Origin of the sequence: Paenibacillus sacheonensis, from assembly GCF_009909195.1 — a bacterium.
Classification (GTDB): Bacteria; Bacillota; Bacilli; order Paenibacillales; family Paenibacillaceae; genus Paenibacillus_Z; species Paenibacillus_Z sacheonensis.
This window is the reverse complement of record NZ_JAAAMU010000005.1, coordinates 116,336-141,974: the sequence shown is the minus strand read 5'-3', so window position 1 is coordinate 141,974 and position 25,639 is coordinate 116,336. Positions and strand designations below refer to the sequence as shown.

The following is a 25,639-nucleotide window of genomic DNA, read 5'->3' as shown; positions in this document are numbered from 1 at the left end:
CCGTTCCCTACGGTCACTTAAGCCTCTTGGGTTCGTGAATACAAGAACGTTATAGGAAATCAGCGCAAACCATCAAAAACCTTAAATAATATATCTTGAGAGGAATGAATAATAGATTTGACTATGATTTTCGACATTACAAATAGTAAAGAATATTTTAATACTGAACGCGTTTACTATAATGGACTAGCAAACCAATGTATTGAATTGCTAGATGAATTGCTTATTTTAGTTGAGGCAACGCAGGACTTGAAGGAATTGGAATATAGGTATACAAATCTATTGGTAATTCTTCGGTTTATTGATGTTGAATATAGCTATCTTCAACAAGTCGTTAATCAATTACGCACAACTGGAAGTAGTATAAGACCAGTAGAATTTCTAATGCATCTTAAGAATTACTTAGTTCATGTAGACAGTTTTATTGATTATTTAGATGGTTTTCTTGAAGTTTTAAGTGAACAGGCCGATCTTAATTATCGATTTGACCGTAAATCAATAAATGAATTCGATTTGATAAATAGTATCAGAAATCAGATCCATCATGAGAGCCTTCCAACTGTGGATTACAATCATAAATCCTATGCTCCTGCGCATGGCGATTTTGCACCAGTATCTTCTACAGTATTTGAAATTAGAATGCGTTGGCCTATGACTAAAGTAGATGTACCATCAATAGATCTGGAAAGATTAATAAATGACTCCAAAAATGCTATAAAGACTAAATTTGAATCTATAGTTGACTCGTTACTTGAAGAAGTGAGGAAAAAATCAATAATTTTATGAGTTTTTGTCATGCCAATTTTCATTCCCGTATGAAGACAATTTAAATCTCATTAGGTAATTCGAAGAAGGCGCTGACATCCTATAACACCATATTCACGCATCGGGGCATTCGCCCCCCGGTCAAGGACTCCACCTACTTTGATCGCATAACAATCCCGATAAGGGATGAATTTACAGGCAGATTCTTGGAAGTCCCTGACATGACATAACGCCTCATCTACGTCCAGTGATGGTTCTGTCAGCCAGGCGAATCAAGGCCGGGAAATCGGGAAGCGGCACTACGGCGGGGCCAAGTAAGCAAGCGGCTTACGGACTGTCGGCATCACTTAGGCGCGGTTGTCTGATGCTGCTTGGCGTACTGCCGGGGCAACAGGCCGACTTTCTTCTTGAACACACGAAGGAAGCCCGAATAATCGTTAAAGCCCGCATCCATGCTGGCTTCGGTTACGCTGCGTCCTTCCCGGAGCAGCGTCTTGGCGAGGGCGATGCGTTTGTACAGAATGTATTCGTGAATCGTGCTTCCGGTATGTTTCTTGAACAGCCGGCTGAGATGGAACCTGCTGATGAAGAACAAGCCTTCCAGCCGTTCCAACGATAAATCTTCGGCCAGGTGTTGATCGAGATAGGCGAGAATAGGAGAGAGCTGCGGAGGCAAGTCCAAGCGGCTCTCTTTTTCCTTGTTTTTATGGAAACACCGCTGCACCAGCACGAGAATTTCGAGCAGGCAGCCCAGCTTCAGCAGCGGCGCTTCGGGAAAAGGCTGCTTCTGCAGGTCGGCGTATTTGGCGAACAATGCGGACAGCGCCGTTTGATCGTGTTCGCTCAGCTTGATTATGTTATGCTCGCCGATCGGTCGGTCATAGAAGCACTGCAGCAGGTTCATGTCGGCCGTCTGAAACAATGCGATCAGCGCCGGGTCGAATTCAATCGTGACGCGTTCGTACACTGCATCCGTCGTGAGGGCGGGCTTATGAATTTCATGTTCGTTCGTAATGACGAGATCGCCGTGTTGAAGCGGGTACACGGCTTTGTCCACGAAATAATTCACGTCGCCGCGAATAAGGAAGTAAATCTCGCAGCCTTGATGCAAGTGGAAATGAATGCTGAACGGCGGCTGCCGGGTCGCATGCAGGAATTTCACATGGTCGTCGAGCCGAGCCATATAGTCGCTGATCATTCTGCCGGACCTCCCGTGATTTTGAGCAATATTATCCACTTTGAGGGCAATTCCGTCAAGGAAGTTGTACTTGGAATTCGATAGTATGGGAGAGTAGCGTGTATTTCAACGTATTCGGGAGGGCTAACGGATGAACGATCATAGTATCAAATTCGGGCTTGTCGGGATCGGCGGCATCGGACAGCATCACGTGAATTATTTGCGCACCATGGAGCATGTAGCCTTGGTCGGCGTCTGCGATACGGACAAGGAGAAGGCGGACGCGACGGCACTAGCCTGCGGGGCAACGGCCTATTACGACGCCATCGACTTACTGGAGCAAGCGGAAATCGATGTTATCATCATCGCCGTGCCGCATTACGATCATCCTGCGATCGCGATCGAAGCGTTCAAGCGGGGCATACACGTCATGTGCGAGAAGCCGATCGCGGTGCACGTCAATGCCGCGAGGGCGATGATTCAGGCGTACGAAGCGGCCAAAGCGGACAAACCGGACCTGCAATTCGCCATCATGTTTCAGGAGCGGACGCTGCCTTTCTACGCGAAGCTCAAAGCAATCATGGACGGCGGATCACTGGGCAAACTATCGCGCGCGACTTGGATTCATACGAAGTGGTTCCGCTCCCAAGCCTATTACGACAGCGGCGGCTGGCGCGCTACTTGGGCGGGCGAAGGCGGAGGCATTCTGACCAACCAATGTCCGCACACGCTGGATATGTACCAGTGGCTGTTCGGATTGCCGGAACTGATTTCGGGTCATGCCCATATCGGCAAATACCACGATATCGAGGTCGAGGATGAAGTGACGGCATATTTCGAGCATGCATCCGGTATGGTCGGCCATCTGATCGTGACGACGGCGGAGCTGCCGGGTACGAACCGGATGGAAATCGTCGGCGATCTCGGCAAGCTGATCTTGGAAAACAATAAACTGCTCTATTATAAATATCCGCAATCGATGCTCGCGTTCTCCCAAGAGACGGACCAGCGTTTCGCCGAATGGGACATCACGCCGGAGGAAATCGTTGTCGACACGGACGTTCCGAACGGCCACCATGTCGTTACGGAACGGTTGGTGCAACGGCTGCTTGGCAAGCCGGTCGACTTGATCGCGGAAGGACCGGAAGGGCTGGGCTCCCTGACGCTGGCCAACGGGATCATGCTGTCTTCCTTTCAGAAGCGTCCCGTCGCGGTACCGATCGACGGCGATGCTTTCCAAGCGGAGCTGGAAGAGCGGATCCGCACGTCGAGCTACGTAAAGAAAGCCATCCAAGAGCCGGGTGCCAGCCAAGATATGTCCGCTTCTTTCGGGACGACCAAATAGGAGGAGATCGCGATCGTGGCTACCGTCAAACTAACTTGCTTCGCTGATGAAATATCGCAGGATTTAGAAGAACAGCTGGATGTGCTGCAGCAGGAGGGACTCCGCTATATCGAGGTTCGCGGCGTATGGGGCAAGAACGTTCTCGATTTGACCGGCGAGGAGCTCCGGCAAATCCGTGCGTTCACGGAAGAACGCGGCTTCGGCATCTCGTCCATCGCGTCCCCGATCGGCAAATACGCTTTGCAGGACGATTTTGCGCCGCAGCTTGAGAGCTTGCAGCGCGCGATTGCGGCCGCGCATGCCTTGGGAACGCCTTATATTCGCGTCTTCTCTTATTATTTGCCGGAGAACAGCAGCCTGGATGATTGCAGGGACGAAGTGTTGAGCCGCATGAAGCAATTAGCGGAGATCGCCGAGCGGAACAACGTTATTCTCATTCTGGAGAACGATGATCATCTTTACGGCGCGAAGGATGACCGCTGCTTGGATATCTTGCAGCATTGCGCTTCGGATTCGCTGCGGCTTGCGCTGGATCCCGGCAATTTCGTCATCAACGGTGTTAAACCGATGTCGGAGGCCTATCCGAAACTGCAGGCGTACGCGTCGTACGTTCATGTGAAGGATGCCACGTCAGAGCCGAGACAATTCGTCCCTGCCGGCGAGGGCGAAGGTCAACTGGATCAGCTGCTGCCGGCGCTCCGGGAGCGCGGGTACGATGGGTTTCTGTCTGTGGAGCCGCATCTGCACAATTACATGCCGCATGCCAGCAATCCGAAGCGCGTCGTGACGGCCGTCCGCGCGTTGAAGCGGCTGTTGGAACGGGCCGATATGGCATGGAAGTAGGTTATTCATGCCTTTGAAGCTACAGGGAAGAGAAGAATAGGAATGCGAATACGAAAGAAAGCCATCGTTGCCCTGTGACGATGGCTTTTTGGCGCTGCTTCCGGCTAAGGTACTGCGGACGAGCAGGGCAGGTGTTTTCAGTTTTTTCTCAACTTTAGTCGGTAATCACTTCATGGCCGCTCACGGTTACAGAGGTCCCGTTTAGAAGGAAACGTACGATTGCGTATGACGAAGCAAGTAGGTGCGATCCCCGAGGTATTCGCGATCTTCATCGTTAGCTGCTGTCCGTTCACGATTGCCAATAAGCTCTTTAAGCGCCAACGCAAGGAGTTCGGATCTTGCTGGCCCCCAAGTGTCCTGCTTATCCTGAACGTAGTTGAGGCTCTCAAGCAAGGTTTGACCTTTCATCCGCTGAAAAGGGGCGGCCCACATCACCAAATCGCCGTTCAGGCTTTTGCAAGGAATCGCGAATTCCCCAATTCCCCTTGCTCCTGAATTCGTGGTGATTGCAAGCAGACCTCAGCAATCATCATTACCGCGGCCGGGACGCAGCTTTTCCGTAAGCGCGCTGTCGAATCGAAAACATTCGATATGGGAAATCTTGCATTGCTGTAAATAGGCTAACGATAATTCAATGACCGAATTCCTCAAATTGAGGAAAGAAATCAGTTGGGACAGCGGTTCCGGTTGATACTCGATGGAATCAGCCAGGATCGAAAAGTCAGGCATTTGGTTCGGCATTATGGTTTTCCTCCCGTACGCAAGGTGAATTCAGTTTGGAAATCAAAAAAGACCCTCTCTGGAATCAGAGAAGGTCATAGGATTTCATGTCATCGATCCTCGCTCTTATCTCCCAGATTCGCTTCGTAAAGCGTTCCGCAAGAATTAGCACCGTGCATGCCTTTGGTTGACAAAGGTCTGTCGGTTGCCGGGTATCATCGGGCTTGTCCCTCCACCTGCTCTTGATAAGAAAATACATATTAAATTTCCACCATTATGCGATAAAAGTAAGCAGGATGTCAAGTCTTGTTCAGGCCAGCGGCTCATAGGTGGAATATGGTTGGGAGCTATTCAGAGATGACACATTCCATTTTGTTTGCTTTATTTTTACATAGGGTATTTAATACATTTTCGATTCTTTATTCAAAGAAAATAATAAGAATGAGCCGTTTCTGACGGCTATAAATTAATATTCATATTGTTTTTCATAAGTAAGCGAATCTTCGCGACTTTTCTTATGCATTGGAGAATTGGATTAGAAGAAAAAGGGAAATCAGGAAAGTGGAGTGAATAGTTAACTTATAGAAATCCATAGAAGGGATGATCGATATGGAACACTGGGAATACAAAACCATTAATTTTAAAATTGGCGGCTTGTTTACACAATCTATTTTACAGACTCTTGAAGGAAAAAATCACCGGAAGCGATTAGTCGGATAACCACTTGGCCTAAGTCTTGCAACGCTTTCACCCCAGTCAATTACGACTCTCAACGGAGATAATCTAAACGAATATAGGAGTGATAACGTGATCATCATGATCAATGGAGCCTTCGGCTCCGGCAAGACTTCGACTGCGCAGAGGTTACAGCCTTTGATTGCGGATAGCATGATTTTTGACCCTGAGGAAATAGGATATATGTTAAGAAAGATCCTTCATGAAAACATGCTATTCGAAAATGAACGAACGGATGATTTTCAAGATATTGAATTATGGAGAATCTTAACCGTAAAGACGGCTGAAGAATTAAAACGTAGATACAAGAAACATCTCATTGTTCCAATGACGATATACAAAGCTGATCATTTCGACTACATATTGAATGGATTTAAAAGGATTGATGAAGAGGTATTTCACTTTTGTCTTACTGCATCTGAAGACACGATTAGACAACGAATCGAACAACGAGGAGATACCTTTAATCACTGGTATCAGCTGCACACCAGAAGCGGGGTATCTGCCTTTGCGGATAAAAAGTTTCATGATCATATACAAACCGATCAGTTGGAACCAGATAAAATTACTGCAATTATACTGCAGAAGATATCCCAACGCTGACTTTCGTTCTTTGGCCAGTCTTAGTGTGATTGTCAGATAAACCTATAAACTCATGAAGGAATTCGTGAGGATGGATGTTGAAATTACTACACTCATGAACCGAGTGAAGGAGGCAATCCATGGAGGATGCAGATTTTGGCACCAAGAGATCGTTGAAGAAGCAAGGTATTATAGACCCTGGCATGATTAGGTCGATTCAGGTATCGGGAACAAAAGAACATGATCCGAAAGAATGCTAAATACAGTCAGAGATGAGGAGTTTTGGATGACCTATAAAACCATTTTAATCGATCAATTAACAGCCTGTTATAACGATAAGAGCTGGTTTATTCCTCTGGCGGAGATGCTGGCGGATCTAACAGTGAAAGAAGCAACGACTGAGAATGAAAGTAAACAAACCATAGGGGCAATCCTGAATCATCTTCTTTATTGGAACGAAACATGGCTTGAGCGATTTAAGGCTGGAGAAATCGTATTGAATCATGACATCGACAATGATGAAACGTTTTCTTTGCGTTCCGATCAATCGGATGAACTTGGTTGGAAGGAAACCTTAAGTAGACTTGAGAATGTGTTTGGCAATTGGAAAACGGTCTTAGAAGAATCTGATGAAGCAAAGCTTACGCAGCAACTTCCAGAATATTTTAATGCTCCTTGGTGGGGAGTCGTATCTAATTTGATTATTCATAATGCCTATCATATCGGACAAGTGATGTTGTTGAAGAAACAAATTCGAAAGGGGCTTTGAAATTTGATATCGCAGGCAGTCGTCGTCATTGAAGGGAAAGTACTTAAACGAAGATATCATTGAAATAGGATGGCAGCCGATTACAGAAATGCAGACATTTGATCGTTACACTAGACGGATATATAGAACAATTTGTTAATCAACTCCAAGTCCCGAACGTCCTGTAACACCACTCACCTTTTGGCCACTGGCCCTCAGTTAACATGCTTCCACTACGGTTTTACGAGGAGACACAATGAAAATATTTCTATATATGATTTATGCCGGCATCCTTGGGGTCATTTCTTTTTTCACGCACGAGATTGTCGCCTACGTTCTGTTGGGATTTATATTGATTGCCCTAAATAATATATTAACCGTCTTGAGAGAAATCTCGAAGAAAATGGACACGAAATAAGCGGTTGCGAGAATGCATGATGGAGGCGCTAATGAAGACAATCTATCTGATTAGGCATTGTAAAGCTCAGGGTCAAGAGCCGGATGCGACGCTCACGCTAGAGGGGCACGCTCAGGCAGAAGCGATTACTGAGTTTCTCATGGATAAGGATATCGAATGGATCATTTCAAGCCCTTATTTAAGGGCCATCCATTCGATTGAACCATTTTCAAGGTTATCCAGGATTCCGATAAATGTAGATCCAAGGCTGTCGGAAAGAGTCTTGAGTTCAGAAGGCATGGCCGACTGGATGGATAAATTGAAAGCATCCTTCGAGGATATAGACCTCAATCTGCCTGGAGGAGAATCCTCTGCGGAAGCTGCCGATCGAGGGGTTGAAGTCATTCGCGAGATTGCAGAAAGCAGCGCCAATCCTATTGTGGTCGTGACGCATGGGAATTTGCTTTCTTTGATCATCAACCATTTCAAAAAGGAATTCGGATTTAATGAATGGAAAGGTATGACAAACCCTGATGTTTTTGAGCTACTTATGGAGAAGGACAAGTTCCAAATAAGCCGGATTTGGAAATGAGGCAATGTAGAAGCTGCAGCACATCAAGTAATGACGAGGAATGATTATTGGAATGGTATTTCAAATAACTCTTTTTGCAAAATTAGTCTTCATCCTCGTACTAAGTGGTATAAATGCGTTTTTATATTTCAACATTCTTGGTATCTATGTAGTTATAAGTGTTATCGTTTCAGGAATCATAATCGTGATGAGTTCCGGAACAAATTATGAAATTTCGGACGGGATGCTTCGTAAACGTTTCTTTGCAATCATCCGAAATGAAATAAACATTGATGATATCCAAACGATTGAAATCTACAACGAACTGAAAGCAGGGCAAATAAGAATCAACATTGCTAGCCCGGACGAGGACGAATACAGGCTTATTTTTAAGAGCGGCGAAGTCATGAAGATACCGTCTTATTATATGAACAAACGAACTTCAGTCGGGAAGTATCTCGCTAAGAAATATAAAATCAAAACAAAAGATACCAAGAAAGTGAAATATCTTTATGGTTGAATCCCATTGTTAGTACCAGTCGCGACTTTCGCGGCTTTTTTTATGCGTTGGAGAAATTACATGAGGAGGAAAAGGGAATTCAAGAAACTGGAATGAATAGATTACGTATAGAAACCAAAAAGAAGGGATGATCGAAATGGAACAATGGGAATACAAGACCATTAAATTCAAGATAGGCGGCTTTCTGGGCGGCAAATTAGATCCGAATGAATTCGAAGACATGCTAAACCAATATGGCGTCCAAGGCTGGGAGCTCATATCTTGCTTTGATACGAGTAAGTATCAAGGAGAATCGAAGGACATCATTTCGATTTTTAAAAGAAGAACATCATAAATCATCGCGCATTCACGAATCCTGCCGAAGGAATGTTAAGCTTCTGCTTGGATCGTTCGAGTGAACTCGCCAAAACGCTCAAATTGCACCATACGAAGGACAAAAATCGGAGGAATAATCATTGATCCATATGGAGAACCTGCTGCGAATAACCGATATTAAGGGCTATGCGCCTCAAATCGGTCGGTTAATATCCATGATGAATTATGCTCGATTTACAACCTTGGAAGCGGTAAAGGATTTGAATCCCGAACAACTCGATTTTCTCCTTGATCCGCAGAGCAACTCCATCGGAGCATTGTTATTGCACATTGCAGCGGTAGAATATGCTTATCAAGTCTCGACATTTGAAAAGCGTACATTGAATGAAGAAGAGCTCGCAACTTGGGGTCCTGCGCTGGATTTAGGAGAAGAAGGGCGAGAGAAGATCAAAGGGAATGATTTAGCCTTTTATCTTACGAATTTAGAAAAGGTAAGGAATCGAACGCTCGAATTGTTCAGTTCCGTTCAAGATGATTGGTTAGCTATTGAGGAAGAATTTTGGTGGGACAAGCAGGCCAACCATTATTTTATGTGGTTTCATGTATTCGAAGACGAGATCAATCATAGAGGTCAGATCAGAATGATTCGGAAGAAGTTGCTTAGTTAGGTTGAAGGTCAGTTGGGTAACGACAAATTGGAATCTCAATAATGGAGGACATGACATGGAAACTTTTGCAGAATATTTAGAGAAAATCGGTAATCCGCAGCATCGGGCGCGAACAGAAGAAGTGTTGACTTGGGTCGCGCAGACATTCCCTCAATTAGAGACGAAAATCGCGTGGAATCAGCCGATGTTTACCGATCACGGTACGTTCATTATCGGTTTTAGCGTATCCAAACAACATTTGGCCGTTGCGCCCGAGAAGGCGGGCATGAATCGATTCTCTGAAGAAGTCGTTCAGGCGGGCTATGCGCACACGAAGGAACTGGTTCGGATTCCGTGGGGAAGTCCGGTGGACTGTGATTTATTGGAAAGAATGATCGATTTTAACATCATCGATAAAGCGGATTGTTCCACGTTTTGGCGGAAATAAGGGGAGGCGTGATCGCTAGTTCGGCTGCTATCCGTTCGTTCGCAAAGTTCAAGATTAAGTTTCGCCTTCACTTGGAGGGATGATATGAGTATGGATCGAGGACATTCGCTTTTTGATTCGATAAGCCGCGATAACGTTGACCTCCATAAAGAGGGCTTTGTCATGGTTACTCGCGGCAGAGGGGGCAACATTTATTTTGTTGAGCATCAGGCTGTCGTTGTAATCGGCATTGAAATGCCTGGTGTCGCTGATCTGGATGTCCTGGTCTATGGGGAGCTGCAGTACATCGTCAATCGCTATGATCCTATACGCCGCACCGCAGAACAACTGACGATCGAGGAGCGTAAACGAATACAAAAGCTCTTGATCGAGTGGCTCGCTCTGAAAGGCTTGCGTCATGATATACATACAGCAGCAGAATAACATGGGCTTCTCCTAGAGAGTCTCAGCTGCGAAGTACCCCTGATAGTACGATGGGGGCAGCGAGGAGTGGAAGAAATGAACCGGTATAACCTCATTACCGCGAAGAATCAGGTAACGCCTAATTATGAGATCGGCGGCAAAGAAATAACGTTTGAAATCTATGTAAGTCCTGAAGAAGAAGTATGTGTGGTTGGTACGGTAGATAACAACTATATTTGTTGGTGCTCCATCACGAAAGGCGCAGATAAGGACACGAACGTTGAAATATTAAACGACTTGCTGACAGAACCCCAGGAGAGATTATACGGTACGAAATTCAAGGTGCTAGAGTCACGCTATCAGGAAATCATGCAATGGCATTCGTTTACGGTTTCGAAAGCATGGCATCATGATCAGTATCGCTACCGTTCACCCGTGAGCAATAGTTTCTTGGGTGCTCCTCCGTATAACAATGGCATATTCTTAGCTGCAGAGATTCGGGCGTTCTTCCGAAAAGAACTTCGAAAGTGTGAATATCGACTCGTAGATCCGGTCTATGTGAAGGTTCTTCAAAGCTATAAAAGGCTGCTTACGATGGAACGTAGTCCGGAATATTATCATCACATGCTGCCCGTTATCGATATTTTGAAACATGAAGCTTACTTAAAATTATGTCCTGATGTAGACGTGAGAAAGCTGTATCTGGAATGTCTTGATCTATGCTCGAGCTTGTATAACACCTATATGTCCGCTTCGCGTTAAGCCAAGGATGCAGTCAACGCCGGCAGTGACATCATAGGTCATAACTCAATTCACAATGAAGGTGATTTTAATCAGGGTATTGTTTATTTGCAGCAGAAATAAATGGAGAAGCCTAACGGCTGAGAAGATTTTCGAACCATACAGCGGCCTTCAGGTAAGGTCTGCGGGAACCGAAGAAGGCGCGCGCATAAAAGTAAATGCTGGACATATTGGATGGGCAGAAATGATTTTCGTTATGGAGAAGAAACATGAGCAAAGACTCCACGAGAAGTTCAGGCAAGAGATCATCGGGAAGCGACTCATTAGACTGGATATCCCGGACGACTACGGCTTTATGAATGAAGAGCTAATCGATATTTTAAAGAGCAGGGTATCGGACTATATTGAATTACCGGATTAAAGAATTGGACTGGTATGATAATTGGTATTATCCTCCATCTGTAGAACGGACAAAAGTTGATGTGATCCTGCGGTGTGATGCTTCTTCCCTGCGTGCTATCATCTGGATAACGGCGGCGTTGACGTGCAGGAACGACCTAGGATCCGGTCATGAATACCGCCGATTTGCCTAGCGCTTGCGTAAATTGGAGGAGAGACATATGGGAGAGGTAGTGGTGTTCGATCAGCCGCGGTCGGTTCGTATCGACAATTTTCGGGAGAATGAACTGCAGCTCGGACAAGTAAGGCTGCAAACGTTGTACTCAGGCATTAGCGCGGGGACGCAGTTAACCGCTTACAGGGGCAGTAACCCGATGGTGGGCAAGGTCCGCGATCCGGAAACGGGCCTGTTTGTCGAGCGAAGCAGCGGCTCGTCGCTGTACCCGGTCGTTGGCGGCTGGGCGTACGAGGAAATCGGCAAAGTCATTGAAATCGGACCAGGCGTGGAGCATGCCGCCATCGGCGATTTGATCTACGGCACGTGGGGACACCGAAGCAGTCATATCGTAACGGAAGCATTCGCCCTCGATCATAAGCTGCCTGCCGGACTCGATCCGATCGTCGGCATTTTCTCGCAAATGGGCTCGATCGCGCTCAATGCGGTGCTCGATGCCCACATTCATGTCGGCGAAACGGTGGTCGTGTTCGGGCAAGGGGTGCCGGGCCAGCTAGCCGCCCAATTCGCCAGGCTGAACGGAGCCCGCGTCATCGCGGTCGATCTGGACGACTGGCGCCTCGAACGGTCCAAGCAGTTCGGCGCCGCGGCGACCATCAACAGCGCGAAGGAAGATCCCGCCCAAGCCGTCAAGGCGCTGACGTCGGGACTTGGCGCGGACGCGGTAATCGACCTGTCCGGCTTTACGGAAGGCCTGCATCAAGCGATCCGCTCGGTCGTCTATAACGGCCGCGTCGTAGCGGCAGGCTTCTATCAAGGGGAAGGACGCGGCTTGTACCTCGGCGAGGAATTCCATCATAACCGGGTACAGGTCGTCTGCTCGCAGATCGGCAATGTCTCGATCGAGTTGACCAACCGCTGGAATCAGCTTCGGCTGGAGCGTACGGTCTATGAACTCGCGGCTGCCGGACGGTTGGACCTGGAGGGACTCATTACGCATGTCGTGCCATTCCGCGACGCGGCGGCGGCTTATGACATGCTGGATATGCGAACGGAGCCCAGCATGCAGGTCGTGCTGAAGTTCGAAGAATAACTCGAGCTCTCTTCACCGTTATTTCTATATGAGGGTTCTTCGAGCGAAGGTGACGCAGCAGCATGGCGAGCCCTTCGCTTTTTTTTGCAGGGCCGCATGTGGGAGCGAAGGTCTCCGAGAAACTGCCCGATGTCAATAGATAGCATGGAATGTCAATCGATTCAGGTAGAGCGAGCCGAGCGGCGCGCTTACAATAGAGCTACGGGGAATCGAAAGGGTGGAGACGGTGGAACAGTGGGATAGGCTGCGGACGATTGTCGAGATGGCGGCATTGGATATCATGACGTTCGATGTCCACAGCCGGACGGAGCTGAATTATCGGGATCGGGTGCTGCCCTGTTACGTCGTGTCCTACATCAAGGAAGGCTCGTGCAGAGTCCGGTTCGAAGGCAAGGATTACGCTGCGGGTCCGGGAGACGTCATCTTCCTGCCGCCGTTCATCCCTCACGATCATGTCAAGGACACGAACGAGAACACGGTGTTCATGTGGTGGCACTTCAATTACCGGATCGCGGGCGCCATGGACGTGTTCAGGCTGTTCCATCTTCCGGTATGCTTTCCGCTGTCGAATGCCGAGCGGCTGGAAGCCATCTTCAGCCAATATATCGGATATGCGGGCAAGCCGGGGAGCATCGCCGATCTGATCATGAAGGAAGCCAAGGCGTTGGAGTTGATCGCGATCCTGCTGGAGGCCGTCGTGACCACTAGCGGGATTCGGCCTACCGATAGGGTTTCCGAGGCATTCTCCGAGATCTTGACCGACATGGTCCGGCATCCCGAGCGGCATTACACCTTGAACGAGCTCGGGGAGAAATACCATATGCATCCGACCTATATCACGAATCAATTCAAAAAAATATTTCAGCTGACGCCGAAGCAGCTGCAGTCGAAGATCCGGGTGGACAAAGCGCAAAAGATGCTGCTGGCCGACCGGACGGGCATTGCGCAAATCGGGTATTCGCTGGGCTATGCGGACATCGACGACTTCACCCGATTTTTCAAAAATCAAGTCGGAGTCTCTCCGCTTGCTTACCGGAAAGCGAAACAACCGTAGGACCCCGGTACGATAAAGGGACGCAGATCAGAGGAGGGGCATAAGGATGACGGCGCTTGATTCCATCTATCAGGTTCGGAACGGACGCAGAACGAAGCGCATCTCGAGCTACGACAGGTCGGGAGGCAACAAGGACTCGGTTGCGATTCCCGCTGGCGAGACCGCCGAGATTGCGAACATCGGAGGCGCGGGCGTGATTCGCCACATCTGGATGACGATCAATTGCGCGGACCGGATGATCCGGCGTAATGCGGTGCTGCGCATGTATTGGGACGGCGAGAGCGAGCCCAGCGTGGAATCGCCGATCGGGGACTTTTTCGGGCAGGGTTGGGGGGAGAACTACAACTTCGCCTCGCTGCCGCTCGCGGCGGCGCCTCATAAGGGACAGGCGCTGAACTGCTATTTTCCGATGCCGTTCGGAGACGGTGCCGTCATTACGCTGACGAACGAATCGGAGGAACCGATCGAATCCTTCTATTACTATATCGATTACGAGGAGCACGACGCCATGCCGGAGGACGCGGGCCGGTTTCATGCGCAGTGGCGGCGGGAGCTGACCGAAGCCGATTCGGCGGACGGCGAGAACGAAGGCCTGGAGCTCGTGCCGCAGCAGCCGAACCAATCGGACGCGGGCAACTACGTCTTTGCCGATATTCGCGGCAAGGGCCATTTGGTCGGCATCAACTATTACGTGGATAATCCAAGTCCGATGTGGTACGGCGAAGGGGACGATATGTGGATGATCGACGGCGAGCCATGGCCGGGCTCGCTGCATGGCACCGGGACGGAGGATTTCTTCAATACGGCCTGGTGCCCGAAGGAAATTTATATGCACCCGTATTTCGGCTGCGCCAGGGTGAACGGCGAAACCGGATTTCTCGGGCGGACGCACGTGTACCGGTTTCTGCTGGAGGACCCCGTCTACTTCGAGAAGTCGCTGCGCGCCAGCATCGAGCACGGCCACAATAATGCGCTGACGCTTGATTTGGTTACCGTCGCCTATTGGTACCAGCTCGAGCCGCATCAGCCATTCCCCGAGCTTCCGGACAAGGAAGGCAGGCAAAACAAGCCGATCATCAATCTGCACGATATCCATTATTGGCGGCATGAGTACCGCAAGGCATTCGGCGGCGGAACGACGCTGTGGGGGAACGAGTGGCGGTCGAAGCGGGAGGAACCATGATCAAGGTATCGGACAACAAACGGTTTTTGACGTACGACGACGGACGGCCGTTCTTTTATCTCGGCGATACAGCCTGGGAATTGTTTCACCGTCTTACCCGCGAAGAAATGGCAGCGTATATGGAGAACCGCAGCGCCAAGCGTTTTACGGTCATTCAAGCGGTCATCCTGGCGGAAATGGACGGCCTCGAGGAGCCCAACGCTTACGGTGACGTGCCGCTGAGGAGGAACGCATCCGCCGCGTTCGATCCGATGCTGCCGGCGGTCGATCCGGACGGCTACGATTATTGGCAGCATGTCGACTATGCGGTCGATCTGGCGGCTTCCCTGGGTCTGGTCATGGGGCTGGTCCCGACATGGGGAGACAAAGTGACGCTCGGCAATCCGTATGCCAAGGGGCCGGAGCTGTTCGCTGCCGACAATGCCCGCGCATTCGGCCGTTATGTCGGCGCGCGATACAAGGCATGCCCCAATATCGTATGGATTCTCGGCGGCGACCGCAATCCGGATACGAAGCTCGCCGTATGGCGCGCGATGGCGGAAGGACTGCGCGAGGGCGACGGCGGCAGTCATCTGATCACGTATCATCCGCTGGGGGGTTATTCCTCTTCCATCTGGTTCCATCACGACGAGTGGCTCGACTATCATACGAACCAGTCGGGACACGGCGCCAGGCATTTGGACAACTACAATATGATCGCAAAGGATTACCATCTCCATCCGCCAAAGCCGACGTTCGACGGGGAACCCCGCTACGAGGGACATTCGGTCAATTGGAACGAGACGGCCGGCTATTTTACGGATGACGACATTCGGCAGGCCGCCTATTGGGCGGTCTTGGCCGGCGCGTTCGGGCACACCTACGGCCATACGAGCGTGTGGCAGCTGTTCGAACCCGGCAGACCGGCTTACAGCGGCGCGAAGCTGCATTGGCGCGAGGCACTGGACAGTCCGGGAGCGGAACAAATGCGGCATTTCCGGGCGCTGTTCGAATCCAGGCCGTTTCTTAGGCTCGTGCCCGACCAGCAGCTGCTCGTGGATCCGCTTGTCGGTTCCGATCATATCCGGGCGGCGCGCGGCGACGATTATATCTATGCGTACAGCTCGACCGGGCAATCGTTCGAGCTTCGCATGGGCCGCATTCCGGGCAGCCTGGTGCAGGGGCACTGGTACGATCCGCGAACGGGACAATCGACCGCACTGGCCGAGAGGACGGCCAATCGCGGCATAGCCCGATTCACGCCTCCGACGTCCGGCATCGGCCAGGATTGGGTGCTCATTCTGGATGCGGACGAAGAAGGAGATTGCGTCGTTTGAGCAGAAGATGAGGAAGAAGCGGGGGCCGCACGAGGTCGGCCAACGGAACGTGCGGCTCCCATGCAGCGTTTCGGAAAGCGGGCAGCAAGCCGGCTCCACGGACAGGTTGAAAGCGAATGGAGGAGAATACGATGAAAGCGATCCCATTGGAGCGTTTATCGCTCGAAGGCGATCTGCGCGACCGGCTGACGGCCAGCGCCTCGCGGCTAGCCGATTCGCTGTACGGCCCGGACGAGGTATTCAAGCCGGCGAGCTATGATTGGCCGGGCGACAATGAAGGCAGAACGCTGCTGGCTCAAGTGTTGACCGCGCGCGCTACGGGTACGGAGCCGCTGCACGCGGCGGCGATCATGGCCAAGCTGCCGGAGGCCGTGAATGAACGCGGGTATTTCGGCAGCATACTGCCTGACGGGATGACGGACGAGCAGCAGCTCTCCGGCAACAGCTGGTATCTGCGGGCGCTAGCCGAGCTGTATGCGTGGAAGAAGGAGCCTGAGGTGCTTCGTCAGATCGAGCGGGTCGTCAGGGGGCTGCTCCTGCCCGCCAAGGCGCATTTCGAGCATTACCCGACCGATCCGCTGGAACGCGCGAACGAGGGAGAAGCCGCAGGGACGCGAGGGGACAAGCCCGTACGGGACTGGTACCTGTCGACGGATATCGGCTGCGCGTTTATTATGCTTGATGGCGCCACGCACGCTTACGAGCTGCTCCGGTGGCCGGAGCTGCGAGAAACGATCGACGCGATGATCCGGAAATTTCTGTCGATCGATCTGCTGGCAATCAACGCGCAGACGCATGCGACGCTGTCGGCGCTGCGGGGGATGCTCCGCTATTACGGCCTAAGCCGCAATGCCGGGCTGCTGGCTGCGGCCGAACGCGTATTCGAACTGTACGTCCAGGAAGGCATGACGGAGAACGGCGCCAATCGGAATTGGTTCAACAGGCCTTGGTGGACGGAGCCGTGCGCCGTCGTCGATTCGTTCGTCGCCGCGTTCGAGCTGTGGCGTCTCACCTCGAAGCCGGATTACTTGGAGACTGCCCATCTGATTTATTATAACGGCCTGAGTCACGGCCAGCGGCCGAACGGCGGCTTCGGCTGCGATAACTGCGCCGGATCGAAGGAGCGCGAGTTGTTCGCGCTGGAGAATCTGTACGAGGCGTATTGGTGCTGCACGATGCGCGGCGGCGAAGGGCTGGCGCGCGCGGCGGAATACGGCTACTGGCTGGACGGAAACCTGGTTACGGTGCCTTTCTATCATAACGGAGTCGCCAGATTGCCGTTAGCCGCGGGAGAAGCGGTTATTCGGCAGACCACCTCGTATCCGTACGAGGGGCAGACCGTATTCGAGGTGTTGAGCGTCCCTGCGGCTTGCGGCGCGACGCTCCGCTTCTACGTTCCGCAGCATGCGGTTCCTGGAACGGAGGCCATCAGTCTGAACGGCGTACGACTGGATGCCGCTAGCGATAACGGGTTTCTGGAGATTCAAGCGGAGTTGGCGGCGGGAATGCGCTTGGAGCTGAACTTCGAGCTCGGCCTGACCCGCGTTCCGGCGGCGCATGCGCCGGCCTTTCCGGATGCCGTCACACTGCGGCATGGAGCGCTGCTGCTGCGCGGCACGCGGAAGCAAGAAGATTCGGATCGCGGCGAATCGGAGCTTGGACCGCTGAAATATGCCTCAGAAGGAACGTATGCGGACGCCGACGGATCCGTCGTACTGTCCCCCGTATTCGTGCCGATTCGCAAGAACGATAAAGAAACGGTGCTAGAGCAAAAAACCATACTGTTCACATAAAACGAGGAGGCAGGAACGTGAATATGAAATTTTCTGTATCATTAGGCGCGGTATTTGGCGGCAGCGGCATGTCCACGGAGGAGAAAATCAGAAAGTCGGCGGAACTGGGGTTCCCCGCGATCGAGTTCTGGGCCTGGTGGAACGAGGATCTCGAGCTGGTGGCGCGGGTGACGAAGGAATGCGGCATCGCGGTCGCATCCGTCTGCACCCGATTCGTGTCGCTCGTCGACGCCGCGCGAAGGGCGGAATACATCGAGGGACTGAGGGAGAGCATCGAGGCGGCCCGCAGGCTTGGATGCCGCTATCTGATCAGCCAGACCGGCGACGAGCTCGCCGGCGTCGACCGCTCCGAGCAGGCCGCTTCCCTGGTGGCGGGCTTGAAGGAGGCCGCGCCGCTTCTGGAGGCAGCGGGCGTGACGCTCGTCGTGGAGCCGCTTAATACGCGGGTCAACCATCCGGGCTACTTTCTGCAGACGACGGAGGAAGCGGCTGCCCTGATCGGGGAAGTGAACAGCCCGAATGTCAAAGTGCTCTACGACGTCTATCATCAGCAAGTCACCGAAGGCAACCTGATTCCGAATATTCGGGCGAACATGGACGTCATCGATTATTTCCATATCGCCGACCATCCCGGCCGCCATGAGATCGGGACTGGCGAGATCAACTATGGCAACGTGCTGCGGGCCATCCAGGAAACCGGCTTTGCCGGCTATATCGGGCTGGAATATTTCCCTTCGGCCGAGGCGACCGAAACGCTTCGTCAGCTGCTGCGTTCGTACGGCAGCTTCGTACAGCCTGCCCCTGCAGCAACCTGAAACCCGTCCAGCGCATGCGGGCATCAATAAGCGGAGAGATTCAACGAGTCGAGAGCCATCCAGGTCCATATGCCTGCGTGGCTCTTTGCGTTTCAGGCGTGCATCTCACGAACGGCTGGCCGGCGACAAGGAACGGGTTGTCGGTCAAGGACCCGGATGTCAATAGAAAGCAAGGCAAGTCAACATCCTCTTCTAGCGGAAGACGCCGCGGCGCGTCTATACTTTGGATGAGTTTTAAACCGTGCGCGAACCGGATTTCTCGACTTGGAATCGGAAAGCAGCGATAAAGGAGCGAGCATCATGTCTGCAAGTGAAAGCAATCAACTGACGCGAATCGGGCGCTGGGGGTATGCGGGCCCGTGGTACGGCGGGCTTACGACGCAGTCCGAGCATCCGCTGCTGGGCAGGCTGGCCATGCTCAGGCGGTTCGGCCTCGAGGTGTTTACGGTAGGATTAACCGATTGGGACTCGCTCCGGGAGCAGGAGCGCAAGACGATCGTCGACCTTCTGGATGCATACGGCATGCAGCTTGCCGTTCATATCGGCTATCCGTATATTACGGCGAGCGACGAGGAGATTCGCGCGAACAATGCGCATATCCTGCTGGCGCTTTCCCGGCTTGCGATGTATCGGCAGCCGGCGATCGTGACCACCGAGCCTCGCTACAGCCACCGCTTCGACAAACGCCTGCCGCTCGATCACGCGCTCGAGCGGCTGTCGAAGTCGATTGCGCCGATCGCCGCGGGCTGTCGCGACCTTGGGGTACGGCTGGGCATCGAAAACCACGGCGATTTCTACTGCTCGGATCTCGTGCAGGTATGCCGCGAAACGCCGGATTTATATCTGTTTCTCGACACGGGAAATACGTTCCTCATCGGGGAACGGCCGCTGGAAGCGTTCCGGACTGCGGCCCCCTATGTCATCGGCGCGCACTTCAAGGACCATAAGGTGCGTCCGAGGCTGGACGCGAGGCCGCTGCATTTGGAGATCGGACCGTCCGCGCTGGGCGACGGCGACGTCCCGCTGCAGGCTTGCTACGACCTGCTGGCCGAACAGGCGCCCTATCCGTATGAGCTGATCATGGAAATCGAGATGATCTGCCCGGACGATGAATCTCCCATCGACTGCTTGAACCGATCGATTGCTTATATTCGAACGCTGGACGGTGAACAAGGATGAGCACTCAATTAAAGGCTGTCGTCGTCGGCTGCAACATGGGCAAGAACCAGGCATTCGCGCTCGCGCAATTGCCCGAATACGAGCTGGCCGCGTTATGCGACCTGCAGGAGAGCACCGCCCGCCGGATAGCGGACGGCAGCGGGAATCCGGCCGTGTATACGGATTTCGCAGCCATGCTGCGCGAGGTACGCCCGGACGTTGCCGTCATTGCCACGCCGAACGGCAGCCATGCCGCGCTGTCGCTGCTGGCGGCGGAAGCAGGCGTCCGAGGCATCTATTGCGAGAAGCCGATGGCGATCAACCTGGGCGATGCCAGAAGGCTCGCTCGGGTCTGCGAGGAACGCGGCATCGCGCTCGTCGTCGGCCATCAGCGGCGGATGACCGCCGTCTATCGGACGATGCGCGATATCATGGACAGCGGGGCGCTGGGCGACATTCAGCTGATCCGCGGCATGTGCGCCGGCGATTTGCTGTCGGACGGCACGCATCTGATCGATTCGATGCTGTATCTGCTTCAGGACGCGCCGGTGAGGCGCGTAACCGGGCAAGTGAATCGGAGCCTGACGCCCGCGTTTACGGGCAAGCGTTACGGGCACGATGTAGAGAGCGGCGCCATGGCCGTTCTGGAATTCGAGGGAGGCGTGCGCGGCGAACTATTCACCGGGGAATGCCGCATGCCGGACAGCGGCTATCAGGATATCGAAATCATCGGCAGCAAGGGCCGCCTGCGCCGGCGCGGCGACGGCAGCCAGCCGCCGCTGCTCGTGGCGGACGAGCGAGGGGGATGGCGTCCCGTGCCGGTTGCGGAGGAGCGCGAGTCGATCTTCCTGGACGCGTTTCGCGCGATGGCGGCTTCGATTCGCGGCGGGACTCCCCATCCGATGTCAGGCGCGTCCGCGCTGGCAGGTCTCGAGGCGCTAATGGCGATTTTCGAATCCGCCAGGCGCCATGCGCCGATGACGCTGCCGCTCGCGGAGGAGCGGTTTCCGCTGGAAGCGATGATAGACGAAGGACGGTTTTGAGAGAGGAGCACCGACAATGACGATTGCATGTTCGACTTCCATTCGTTCCGGCAGCTCGCTCGAGGCGGCGCTGGCCGAAGTAGGGGGGCTCGGCTTCAGCCGGGTCGACCTGCTGGCGATCGACGGCTGGGCGCATATCAACCCGAGCGACCTCGCGCGAGACTACGAGGGAGAGCGCGACAGGCTGACAAGCCTGCTTGCGCAATACAAGCTGCAGCCGCTCGCCTTGAACACCGGGACGGGGCCGCAGCTGCACGACAGATCCGAGCCTTCCAATCGCAGGCGGATCGAGGAAATTCAAGCCATCATTCGACTTATGAACGATTACGAAATCACCTTGGCAGCCATTCAACCGCGCAATAATGACCCGGGCAGGCCGTGGTCCGATGTACTGGCGGACTGCGTGGCAACGCTGCGCGAATATGATGCGCTGGGCAGGGCGGCGGGCATCACGTTCGCGCTGGAGCTGCACGTGAACAGCCCTTTCGAGACGCTGGAGCAGGCGAAACGCCTGGTCGATGCGATGCCCCAAATCCGGCTCGTCTACGATCCGACCCATTTCGTCATGCAGGGCATCGATATCCGCGAGACGGAATGGCTGATGGATTATGCTTCGCATGTTCACCTGCGGGATGCGTCCTTAGGGCGCATGCAGACCGCTTTCGGCGCGGGCGGCGTCGATTTCGACTGGGTGCTCGGAACGCTTGCAGCCAGAGGCTACGCGGGTCACTTCTCCATTGAATATTTGGAAGAAGGCGGCGTCGATTGGACGGCGGATATCTTGGCGCTGCGCGATCGAATCAGCCGGTACTTCCCGGAATAATCATAGCGGTTCGCTCGCTTCATCAGGACAATATTGACATTCCCGGTCCTCCGTTGACAAAGGTAAACAGAGGTCAAGAAGAGTCAATACTTTCGCATTTCACGGCTGGGCGGTCTTCGTTATGATGAGGCGGCAGGGCAAAAATAACATAGGGAGGCAACAAGCAATGAAACATTCGAGGAAGCTCGCCATGCTTGCACTGATTCTGATTCTTGCGCTCGTTACGGCCTGCTCGAAGTCGAACGATAACGGCAGCGGCAGCGGCACCAGCAATGGAAACGCGGACGGCAGCACGGCTGCGGAGAACGACGGCAAAGCGGCGGGCGATGCGGCGCCGGCCGATATCAACGCGAAATACGATCCGCCGATTACGGTGACGGCCGTGCGGGATCAGGACGCTTCGATCACGTTCAAGCAAGGCGAGGATTTCGACGCCAATAACTGGACGAAAGCTTACCAAGACGAGCTTGGCATTACGGTCAAGCACAACTGGATCGTGCCGAGCGATCAATATAACGCGAAGCTGAACATCGCGATCGCTTCCGGCGATCTGCCGGATATTTTCAAGGTCAACGGTTCCCAGTTGAAGCAGCTTGTCGATGCGGGCATGCTGGCGGATCTGACGGACGTGTACGAGAAATACGCCTCCGACCTGACGAAGAACGCGATCGATTCCGGTCCGCTGGCGAAGGCGGCGGCTACGTTCGACGGCAAGCTGATGGCGATACCGCCGGATGAAAGCGGATACGAGGGCGGGCTTAACCTGCTGTATCTCCGTTCGGATTGGCTGCAGAAGCTGAACCTGAAGACGCCGACGACGTGGGCGGAACTGGAGAACGTGATGGATGCGTTCGTCAACCAGGACCCGGACGGCAACGGCAAGAAGGATACGTTCGGCCTGGCGCTCACGAAGGACCTGTACAAGAACGGCGTGGCGGAATCGACCGGCGTGTTCAATGCCTTCGGATCGCACCCGAACATCTGGATCGAAGGGGCGGACGGCCAGATCGTCTACGGCGGCATTCAACAGGAGACGAGAACCGCGCTCGCGAAGCTGCAGGAAATGTACAAAAAAGGCTGGATCGACCCGGAATTCGGCGTCAAGGACAGCGGCAAGGTCGGCGAGGACTTCGCCAATAACAAGGTCGGCGTCGATTACGGCGCGCTGTGGGATCCGCTGTGGCCGCTGCAGGACACCGTCACGAAGAACCCGAACGCGGACTGGAGCGTATCGCCCGCCGTATCGGCAACGGATAAGCCGCTGCAATATTCGGCAGACCTCAGCTTCAACGAATTCATGGTCGTGAACAAGAACATGAAGAACCCGGAGGCCGTCATCAAGCTGATGAACTTCGGCAACGATAAGCTGTTCGGCGGCAAGGCAGATCCGAAGGTATTCCATTCCGAGAAGATCGGCGACAAGCAGTACGATTACTTCAAGGAAAACGTTATCCGCGTCGCCGGCTCCAATCCGATCGGCGGCAACTTCGGCCACTACAAGAAAGTAACGGCGGCGCTGTCGGCGAACGATCCGTCCGGGCTCAATCCGGAGCAGAAGGACTACTACGACAAAATCGTGGCTTACAACGGCGGCGACCGCACGGCATGGGGAACGATGCGCGTCTTCGGACCGGAGAGCGCCTACAGCACGATCGAAGGCGTCTACCAGAACAAGGAGCAAAATTTGAAATTCACGAAATTCTACGGCGCGCCGACGAAGACGATGGCAGCCAAGAAGTCGACCCTGGACAAAATGCAGCTCGAAACCTTCACCAAGATCATTCTCGGCTCGCCGATCGAAGACTTCGACAAGTTCGTCGCGGACTGGAAGAAGCTCGGCGGCGACCAAATGACGCAGGAAGTGAACGAATGGTCGGCGCAGCAAGGTAAATAACGCCGAACCGGAACGGGGCGAAGAAGGAGAGCGGGCGGGAACGACCGGCCTGCCGCCTTCTTCTTTCCTGAACCGGATTACCGAATATGGAGGACGAACAATGAATAAAACTCGAGTCAGCCAGCTGCCGTTCCACCTCATGCTTCTGCCGGGCGTCGTCCTGGTGCTCGTCTTCAGCTACGGTCCGATGTTCGGCATTATCATGTCGTTTCAACAATATATTCCCGCCAAGGGCTTCGCCGGTTCCGAATGGATCGGCTTGGATAATTTCCGCTACGTGCTCGACATGCCGGATACGTTCACGGTGCTGTGGAACACGATGTACATTTCCATGATGAAGATCGCGGCAGGACTCGTATTTCCGATTCTGATCGCGCTGCTGCTGAACGAGGTGCGCAAGAACGTCGTCAAACGGACGATTCAAACCTTGATCTATCTGCCGCACTTTCTATCGTGGATCATTCTGGGCGGCATTCTGATCGACGTGCTGTCGCCGTCTTCGGGCATCGTGAACCATTTTCTGGCCATCTTCGGCATCAAGCCGATTTTCTTCCTCGGCAGCAATCACTGGTTCCCGTTCACGATCGTCCTCAGCGACCTGTGGAAAGAGTTCGGCTTCGCGACGATCGTCTATTTGGCGGCCTTGACCTCGATTAATCCGGTGCTCTACGAGGCCGCGATCGTAGACGGAGCGAACCGCTGGAAGCAGACGCTGCACGTGACGCTGCCCGGCATGGCGCCGATCATCGTCCTGCTGCTGACGCTGAGCCTCGGCAACGTGCTGAACGCGGGCTTCGATCAAATCTTCAATCTCTATTCGCCGCAAGTGTACGAAAGCGGCGACATCATCGACACGATGGTGTACAGACTCGGCCTTGTCGACGCGCAGTTCGGTCCGGCTGCCGCGGTAGGACTGTTTAAATCGCTCGTTTCCTTTGTGTTTATCTCCGTTTCTTACTTGCTTGCCTATCGTTTCGCTAACTACCGCATCTTCTAGAGGGGAGCATGCCGCATGGACTTTCATATGACTACCGGACAGAAGGCATTCAATGTCCTGAACCAGATTTTTCTGATCGCGCTCTCCATCGTCTGCATTCTGCCGCTCATTCACGTGCTGGCGATATCGCTCAGCGACAAGACGGCCGCATCGGCGGGCGACGTCGTGCTGTGGCCGGTTCATTTTACATGGCAATCGTATTCCTACGTGCTCGGCAAGCCCGAATTCATGCGCGCGTTCTGGATCACGCTCGAGCGGGTGGCGCTCGGCCTGCTGGTCAATATGTTTCTGACGATCCTGCTCGCCTATCCGCTGTCCAAGGAAGTGCGGGTGTTCAAATACCGGACCGTGTACGCCTGGTACTTCGTCCTGACGATCCTGTTCAGCGGCGGCTTGATCCCGACCTATATGATCGTCAACCAAACCCACCTGATCGATTCGATCTGGGCGTTGATCATTCCCGGCGCGGTGCCAGTATTCAACGTGATCCTGCTGCTTAACTTCTTCCGCGGGCTGCCGAGGGAGCTGGAGGAAGCCGCGTTCGTCGACGGCGCCAAGCAGTGGACGGTGCTGTGGCGACTCTTCGTGCCGCTGTCGACGCCGGCGCTGGCGACCATCGCGCTGTTCACGATCGTCGGCCACTGGAATGCGTGGTTCGACGGGCTCATCTACATGAACAAGCCGGAGCATTACCCGCTGCAGAGCTACTTGCAGACGGTGATCATCAAGACCGACCTTGCCATGCAGTCGGCCAGAGATTTGGATTCGTTGTCGCAGGTCTCGGAGCGTACGAGCAAAGCGGCTCAGATCTTCATGGGCGCCCTGCCGATCCTGCTCATCTACCCGTTCCTGCAGCGGTTCTTCGTCAAAGGCATCGTGCTTGGCAGCGTGAAGGAGTAAGCTTGAAGCGGATAGAGGATGCGGGAAGCATGAAGGCGTA

27 protein-coding genes and 1 riboswitch are annotated in these 25,639 nt (G+C 53.3%); of the genes, 25 read left to right on the top strand and 2 right to left on the bottom strand.

Annotated features, from left to right (window positions below):
- Nucleotides 1–117 precede the first annotated feature (117 nt).
- Nucleotides 118–786: a hypothetical protein gene (locus tag GT003_RS11255; RefSeq protein WP_161697578.1), complete on the top strand. Its 669-nt coding sequence runs from the start codon at nt 118–120 to the stop codon at nt 784–786.
- A 322-nt stretch (nt 787–1,108) separates the two neighbouring features.
- On the opposite strand, the gene GT003_RS11250 is transcribed toward GT003_RS11255, so the two are convergent.
- Nucleotides 1,109–1,963: an AraC family transcriptional regulator gene (locus tag GT003_RS11250; protein WP_161697575.1), complete on the bottom strand. Its 855-nt coding sequence runs from the start codon at nt 1,961–1,963 to the stop codon at nt 1,109–1,111.
- 130 nt (nt 1,964–2,093) lie between these two features.
- Between GT003_RS11250 and GT003_RS11245 the strand changes: the two genes are divergently transcribed.
- A complete protein-coding gene (locus GT003_RS11245; protein WP_161697573.1) occupies nt 2,094–3,287 on the top strand; it encodes a Gfo/Idh/MocA family protein in 1,194 nt (397 codons plus the stop codon).
- Nucleotides 3,288–3,302: 15 nt separating this feature from the next.
- Complete coding sequence (locus GT003_RS11240) at nt 3,303–4,130, top strand: TIM barrel protein (protein WP_161697571.1); 828 nt, start codon at nt 3,303–3,305, stop codon at nt 4,128–4,130.
- Between the two features lie 519 nt (nt 4,131–4,649).
- Here the strand turns inward: GT003_RS11240 and GT003_RS11235 are convergent.
- Nucleotides 4,650–4,871: a hypothetical protein gene (locus GT003_RS11235; protein ID WP_161697569.1), complete on the bottom strand. Its 222-nt coding sequence runs from the start codon at nt 4,869–4,871 to the stop codon at nt 4,650–4,652.
- Nucleotides 4,872–4,973: 102 nt separating this feature from the next.
- Nucleotides 4,974–5,102: riboswitch (SAM riboswitch) on the bottom strand.
- Nucleotides 5,103–5,666: 564 nt separating this feature from the next.
- Between GT003_RS11235 and GT003_RS11230 the strand changes: the two genes are divergently transcribed.
- From GT003_RS11230 to GT003_RS11125, 22 genes are all read left to right on the top strand, one after another.
- Nucleotides 5,667–6,188, top strand: a complete 522-nt coding sequence (locus tag GT003_RS11230) for an AAA family ATPase (protein ID WP_170312216.1) — start codon at nt 5,667–5,669, stop codon at nt 6,186–6,188.
- A gap of 265 nt (nt 6,189–6,453) precedes the next feature.
- The gene (locus GT003_RS11225; protein WP_161697565.1) at nt 6,454–6,936 is read left to right on the top strand and encodes a DinB family protein; all 483 of its coding nucleotides are present in this window, start codon (nt 6,454–6,456) and stop codon (nt 6,934–6,936) included.
- Nucleotides 6,937–7,364: 428 nt separating this feature from the next.
- Nucleotides 7,365–7,904 carry a histidine phosphatase family protein gene (locus GT003_RS11220; RefSeq protein WP_161697563.1) on the top strand — a complete coding sequence of 180 codons (540 nt, stop codon included), beginning with the start codon at nt 7,365–7,367 and terminating at the stop codon, nt 7,902–7,904.
- Nucleotides 7,905–8,088: 184 nt separating this feature from the next.
- Complete coding sequence (locus GT003_RS11215) at nt 8,089–8,403, top strand: hypothetical protein (RefSeq protein WP_161697561.1); 315 nt, start codon at nt 8,089–8,091, stop codon at nt 8,401–8,403.
- A 136-nt stretch (nt 8,404–8,539) separates the two neighbouring features.
- Nucleotides 8,540–8,737 carry a DUF4177 domain-containing protein gene (locus tag GT003_RS11210; protein ID WP_161697559.1) on the top strand — a complete coding sequence of 66 codons (198 nt, stop codon included), beginning with the start codon at nt 8,540–8,542 and terminating at the stop codon, nt 8,735–8,737.
- Between the two features lie 130 nt (nt 8,738–8,867).
- The gene (locus tag GT003_RS11205; protein ID WP_161698236.1) at nt 8,868–9,386 is read left to right on the top strand and encodes a DinB family protein; all 519 of its coding nucleotides are present in this window, start codon (nt 8,868–8,870) and stop codon (nt 9,384–9,386) included.
- 55 nt (nt 9,387–9,441) lie between these two features.
- Entirely contained in the window at nt 9,442–9,813 is a 372-nt protein-coding gene (locus tag GT003_RS11200; protein WP_161697557.1) for an iron chaperone, read from the top strand.
- A gap of 84 nt (nt 9,814–9,897) precedes the next feature.
- Nucleotides 9,898–10,236 (top strand): hypothetical protein, encoded by a 339-nt coding sequence (locus GT003_RS11195; RefSeq protein ID WP_161697554.1) that lies wholly within the window; start codon nt 9,898–9,900, stop codon nt 10,234–10,236.
- Between the two features lie 75 nt (nt 10,237–10,311).
- Nucleotides 10,312–10,977: a hypothetical protein gene (locus GT003_RS11190; protein WP_161697552.1), complete on the top strand. Its 666-nt coding sequence runs from the start codon at nt 10,312–10,314 to the stop codon at nt 10,975–10,977.
- A gap of 55 nt (nt 10,978–11,032) precedes the next feature.
- Nucleotides 11,033–11,377, top strand: coding sequence for a low molecular weight protein tyrosine phosphatase family protein (locus GT003_RS11185; protein ID WP_170312207.1), 345 nt, complete (start codon nt 11,033–11,035; stop codon nt 11,375–11,377).
- A gap of 199 nt (nt 11,378–11,576) precedes the next feature.
- Nucleotides 11,577–12,623, top strand: coding sequence for a zinc-binding dehydrogenase (locus GT003_RS11180; RefSeq protein ID WP_161697551.1), 1,047 nt, complete (start codon nt 11,577–11,579; stop codon nt 12,621–12,623).
- Between the two features lie 217 nt (nt 12,624–12,840).
- Entirely contained in the window at nt 12,841–13,677 is an 837-nt protein-coding gene (locus GT003_RS11175) for a helix-turn-helix domain-containing protein (RefSeq protein ID WP_161697549.1), read from the top strand.
- A gap of 46 nt (nt 13,678–13,723) precedes the next feature.
- On the top strand, nt 13,724–14,860 hold the full coding sequence (locus GT003_RS11170; RefSeq protein ID WP_161697547.1) for a glycoside hydrolase family 172 protein: 1,137 nt from the start codon (nt 13,724–13,726) through the stop codon (nt 14,858–14,860).
- Nucleotides 14,821–16,176: a glycoside hydrolase family 140 protein gene (locus tag GT003_RS11165; RefSeq protein ID WP_338045918.1), complete on the top strand. Its 1,356-nt coding sequence runs from the start codon at nt 14,821–14,823 to the stop codon at nt 16,174–16,176. The genes GT003_RS11170 and GT003_RS11165 overlap by 40 nt, the downstream gene beginning before the upstream one ends.
- A 131-nt stretch (nt 16,177–16,307) precedes the next feature.
- A complete protein-coding gene (locus tag GT003_RS11160) occupies nt 16,308–17,969 on the top strand; it encodes a beta-L-arabinofuranosidase domain-containing protein (protein ID WP_161697545.1) in 1,662 nt (553 codons plus the stop codon).
- Nucleotides 17,970–17,992: 23 nt separating this feature from the next.
- The gene (locus tag GT003_RS11155) at nt 17,993–18,784 is read left to right on the top strand and encodes a hydroxypyruvate isomerase family protein (RefSeq protein ID WP_161698226.1); all 792 of its coding nucleotides are present in this window, start codon (nt 17,993–17,995) and stop codon (nt 18,782–18,784) included.
- Nucleotides 18,785–19,084: 300 nt separating this feature from the next.
- Complete coding sequence (locus GT003_RS11150; RefSeq protein ID WP_161697543.1) at nt 19,085–19,963, top strand: sugar phosphate isomerase/epimerase family protein; 879 nt, start codon at nt 19,085–19,087, stop codon at nt 19,961–19,963.
- On the top strand, nt 19,960–20,985 hold the full coding sequence (locus GT003_RS11145; protein WP_161697541.1) for a Gfo/Idh/MocA family protein: 1,026 nt from the start codon (nt 19,960–19,962) through the stop codon (nt 20,983–20,985). The genes GT003_RS11150 and GT003_RS11145 overlap by 4 nt, the downstream gene beginning before the upstream one ends.
- 16 nt (nt 20,986–21,001) lie before the next feature.
- Nucleotides 21,002–21,808, top strand: a complete 807-nt coding sequence (locus tag GT003_RS11140; protein ID WP_161697539.1) for a sugar phosphate isomerase/epimerase family protein — start codon at nt 21,002–21,004, stop codon at nt 21,806–21,808.
- 166 nt (nt 21,809–21,974) lie between these two features.
- Nucleotides 21,975–23,702: an extracellular solute-binding protein gene (locus GT003_RS11135; RefSeq protein WP_161697537.1), complete on the top strand. Its 1,728-nt coding sequence runs from the start codon at nt 21,975–21,977 to the stop codon at nt 23,700–23,702.
- A 100-nt stretch (nt 23,703–23,802) separates the two neighbouring features.
- On the top strand, nt 23,803–24,699 hold the full coding sequence (locus GT003_RS11130; protein WP_161697535.1) for an ABC transporter permease: 897 nt from the start codon (nt 23,803–23,805) through the stop codon (nt 24,697–24,699).
- A gap of 15 nt (nt 24,700–24,714) precedes the next feature.
- Nucleotides 24,715–25,599, top strand: coding sequence for a carbohydrate ABC transporter permease (locus tag GT003_RS11125; RefSeq protein WP_161697533.1), 885 nt, complete (start codon nt 24,715–24,717; stop codon nt 25,597–25,599).
- The last annotated feature ends 40 nt before the right edge of the window (nt 25,600–25,639 follow it).

What these genes read in the sequence shown, in the direction of transcription:
- GT003_RS11190 (WP_161697552.1), top strand. Translation starts at nt 10,312, where the DNA reads ATGAACCGGTATAACCTCATTACCGCGAAGAATCAGGTAACGCCTAAT.
- GT003_RS11180 (WP_161697551.1), top strand. Translation starts at nt 11,577, where the DNA reads ATGGGAGAGGTAGTGGTGTTCGATCAGCCGCGGTCGGTTCGTATCGAC.
- GT003_RS11205 (WP_161698236.1), top strand. Translation starts at nt 8,868, where the DNA reads ATGGAGAACCTGCTGCGAATAACCGATATTAAGGGCTATGCGCCTCAA.
- GT003_RS11125 (WP_161697533.1), top strand. Translation starts at nt 24,715, where the DNA reads ATGGACTTTCATATGACTACCGGACAGAAGGCATTCAATGTCCTGAAC.
- GT003_RS11195 (WP_161697554.1), top strand. Translation starts at nt 9,898, where the DNA reads ATGAGTATGGATCGAGGACATTCGCTTTTTGATTCGATAAGCCGCGAT.
- GT003_RS11250 (WP_161697575.1), bottom strand. Translation starts at nt 1,963, where the DNA reads ATGATCAGCGACTATATGGCTCGGCTCGACGACCATGTGAAATTCCTG.
- GT003_RS11245 (WP_161697573.1), top strand. Translation starts at nt 2,094, where the DNA reads ATGAACGATCATAGTATCAAATTCGGGCTTGTCGGGATCGGCGGCATC.
- GT003_RS11200 (WP_161697557.1), top strand. Translation starts at nt 9,442, where the DNA reads ATGGAAACTTTTGCAGAATATTTAGAGAAAATCGGTAATCCGCAGCAT.
- GT003_RS11235 (WP_161697569.1), bottom strand. Translation starts at nt 4,871, where the DNA reads ATGCCGAACCAAATGCCTGACTTTTCGATCCTGGCTGATTCCATCGAG.
- GT003_RS11155 (WP_161698226.1), top strand. Translation starts at nt 17,993, where the DNA reads ATGAAATTTTCTGTATCATTAGGCGCGGTATTTGGCGGCAGCGGCATG.
- GT003_RS11185 (WP_170312207.1), top strand. Translation starts at nt 11,033, where the DNA reads ATGAAGGTGATTTTAATCAGGGTATTGTTTATTTGCAGCAGAAATAAA.
- GT003_RS11145 (WP_161697541.1), top strand. Translation starts at nt 19,960, where the DNA reads ATGAGCACTCAATTAAAGGCTGTCGTCGTCGGCTGCAACATGGGCAAG.
- GT003_RS11170 (WP_161697547.1), top strand. Translation starts at nt 13,724, where the DNA reads ATGACGGCGCTTGATTCCATCTATCAGGTTCGGAACGGACGCAGAACG.
- GT003_RS11150 (WP_161697543.1), top strand. Translation starts at nt 19,085, where the DNA reads ATGTCTGCAAGTGAAAGCAATCAACTGACGCGAATCGGGCGCTGGGGG.
- GT003_RS11130 (WP_161697535.1), top strand. Translation starts at nt 23,803, where the DNA reads ATGAATAAAACTCGAGTCAGCCAGCTGCCGTTCCACCTCATGCTTCTG.
- GT003_RS11220 (WP_161697563.1), top strand. Translation starts at nt 7,365, where the DNA reads ATGAAGACAATCTATCTGATTAGGCATTGTAAAGCTCAGGGTCAAGAG.
- GT003_RS11160 (WP_161697545.1), top strand. Translation starts at nt 16,308, where the DNA reads ATGAAAGCGATCCCATTGGAGCGTTTATCGCTCGAAGGCGATCTGCGC.
- GT003_RS11140 (WP_161697539.1), top strand. Translation starts at nt 21,002, where the DNA reads ATGACGATTGCATGTTCGACTTCCATTCGTTCCGGCAGCTCGCTCGAG.
- GT003_RS11225 (WP_161697565.1), top strand. Translation starts at nt 6,454, where the DNA reads ATGACCTATAAAACCATTTTAATCGATCAATTAACAGCCTGTTATAAC.
- GT003_RS11135 (WP_161697537.1), top strand. Translation starts at nt 21,975, where the DNA reads ATGAAACATTCGAGGAAGCTCGCCATGCTTGCACTGATTCTGATTCTT.
- GT003_RS11230 (WP_170312216.1), top strand. Translation starts at nt 5,667, where the DNA reads ATGATCAATGGAGCCTTCGGCTCCGGCAAGACTTCGACTGCGCAGAGG.
- GT003_RS11210 (WP_161697559.1), top strand. Translation starts at nt 8,540, where the DNA reads ATGGAACAATGGGAATACAAGACCATTAAATTCAAGATAGGCGGCTTT.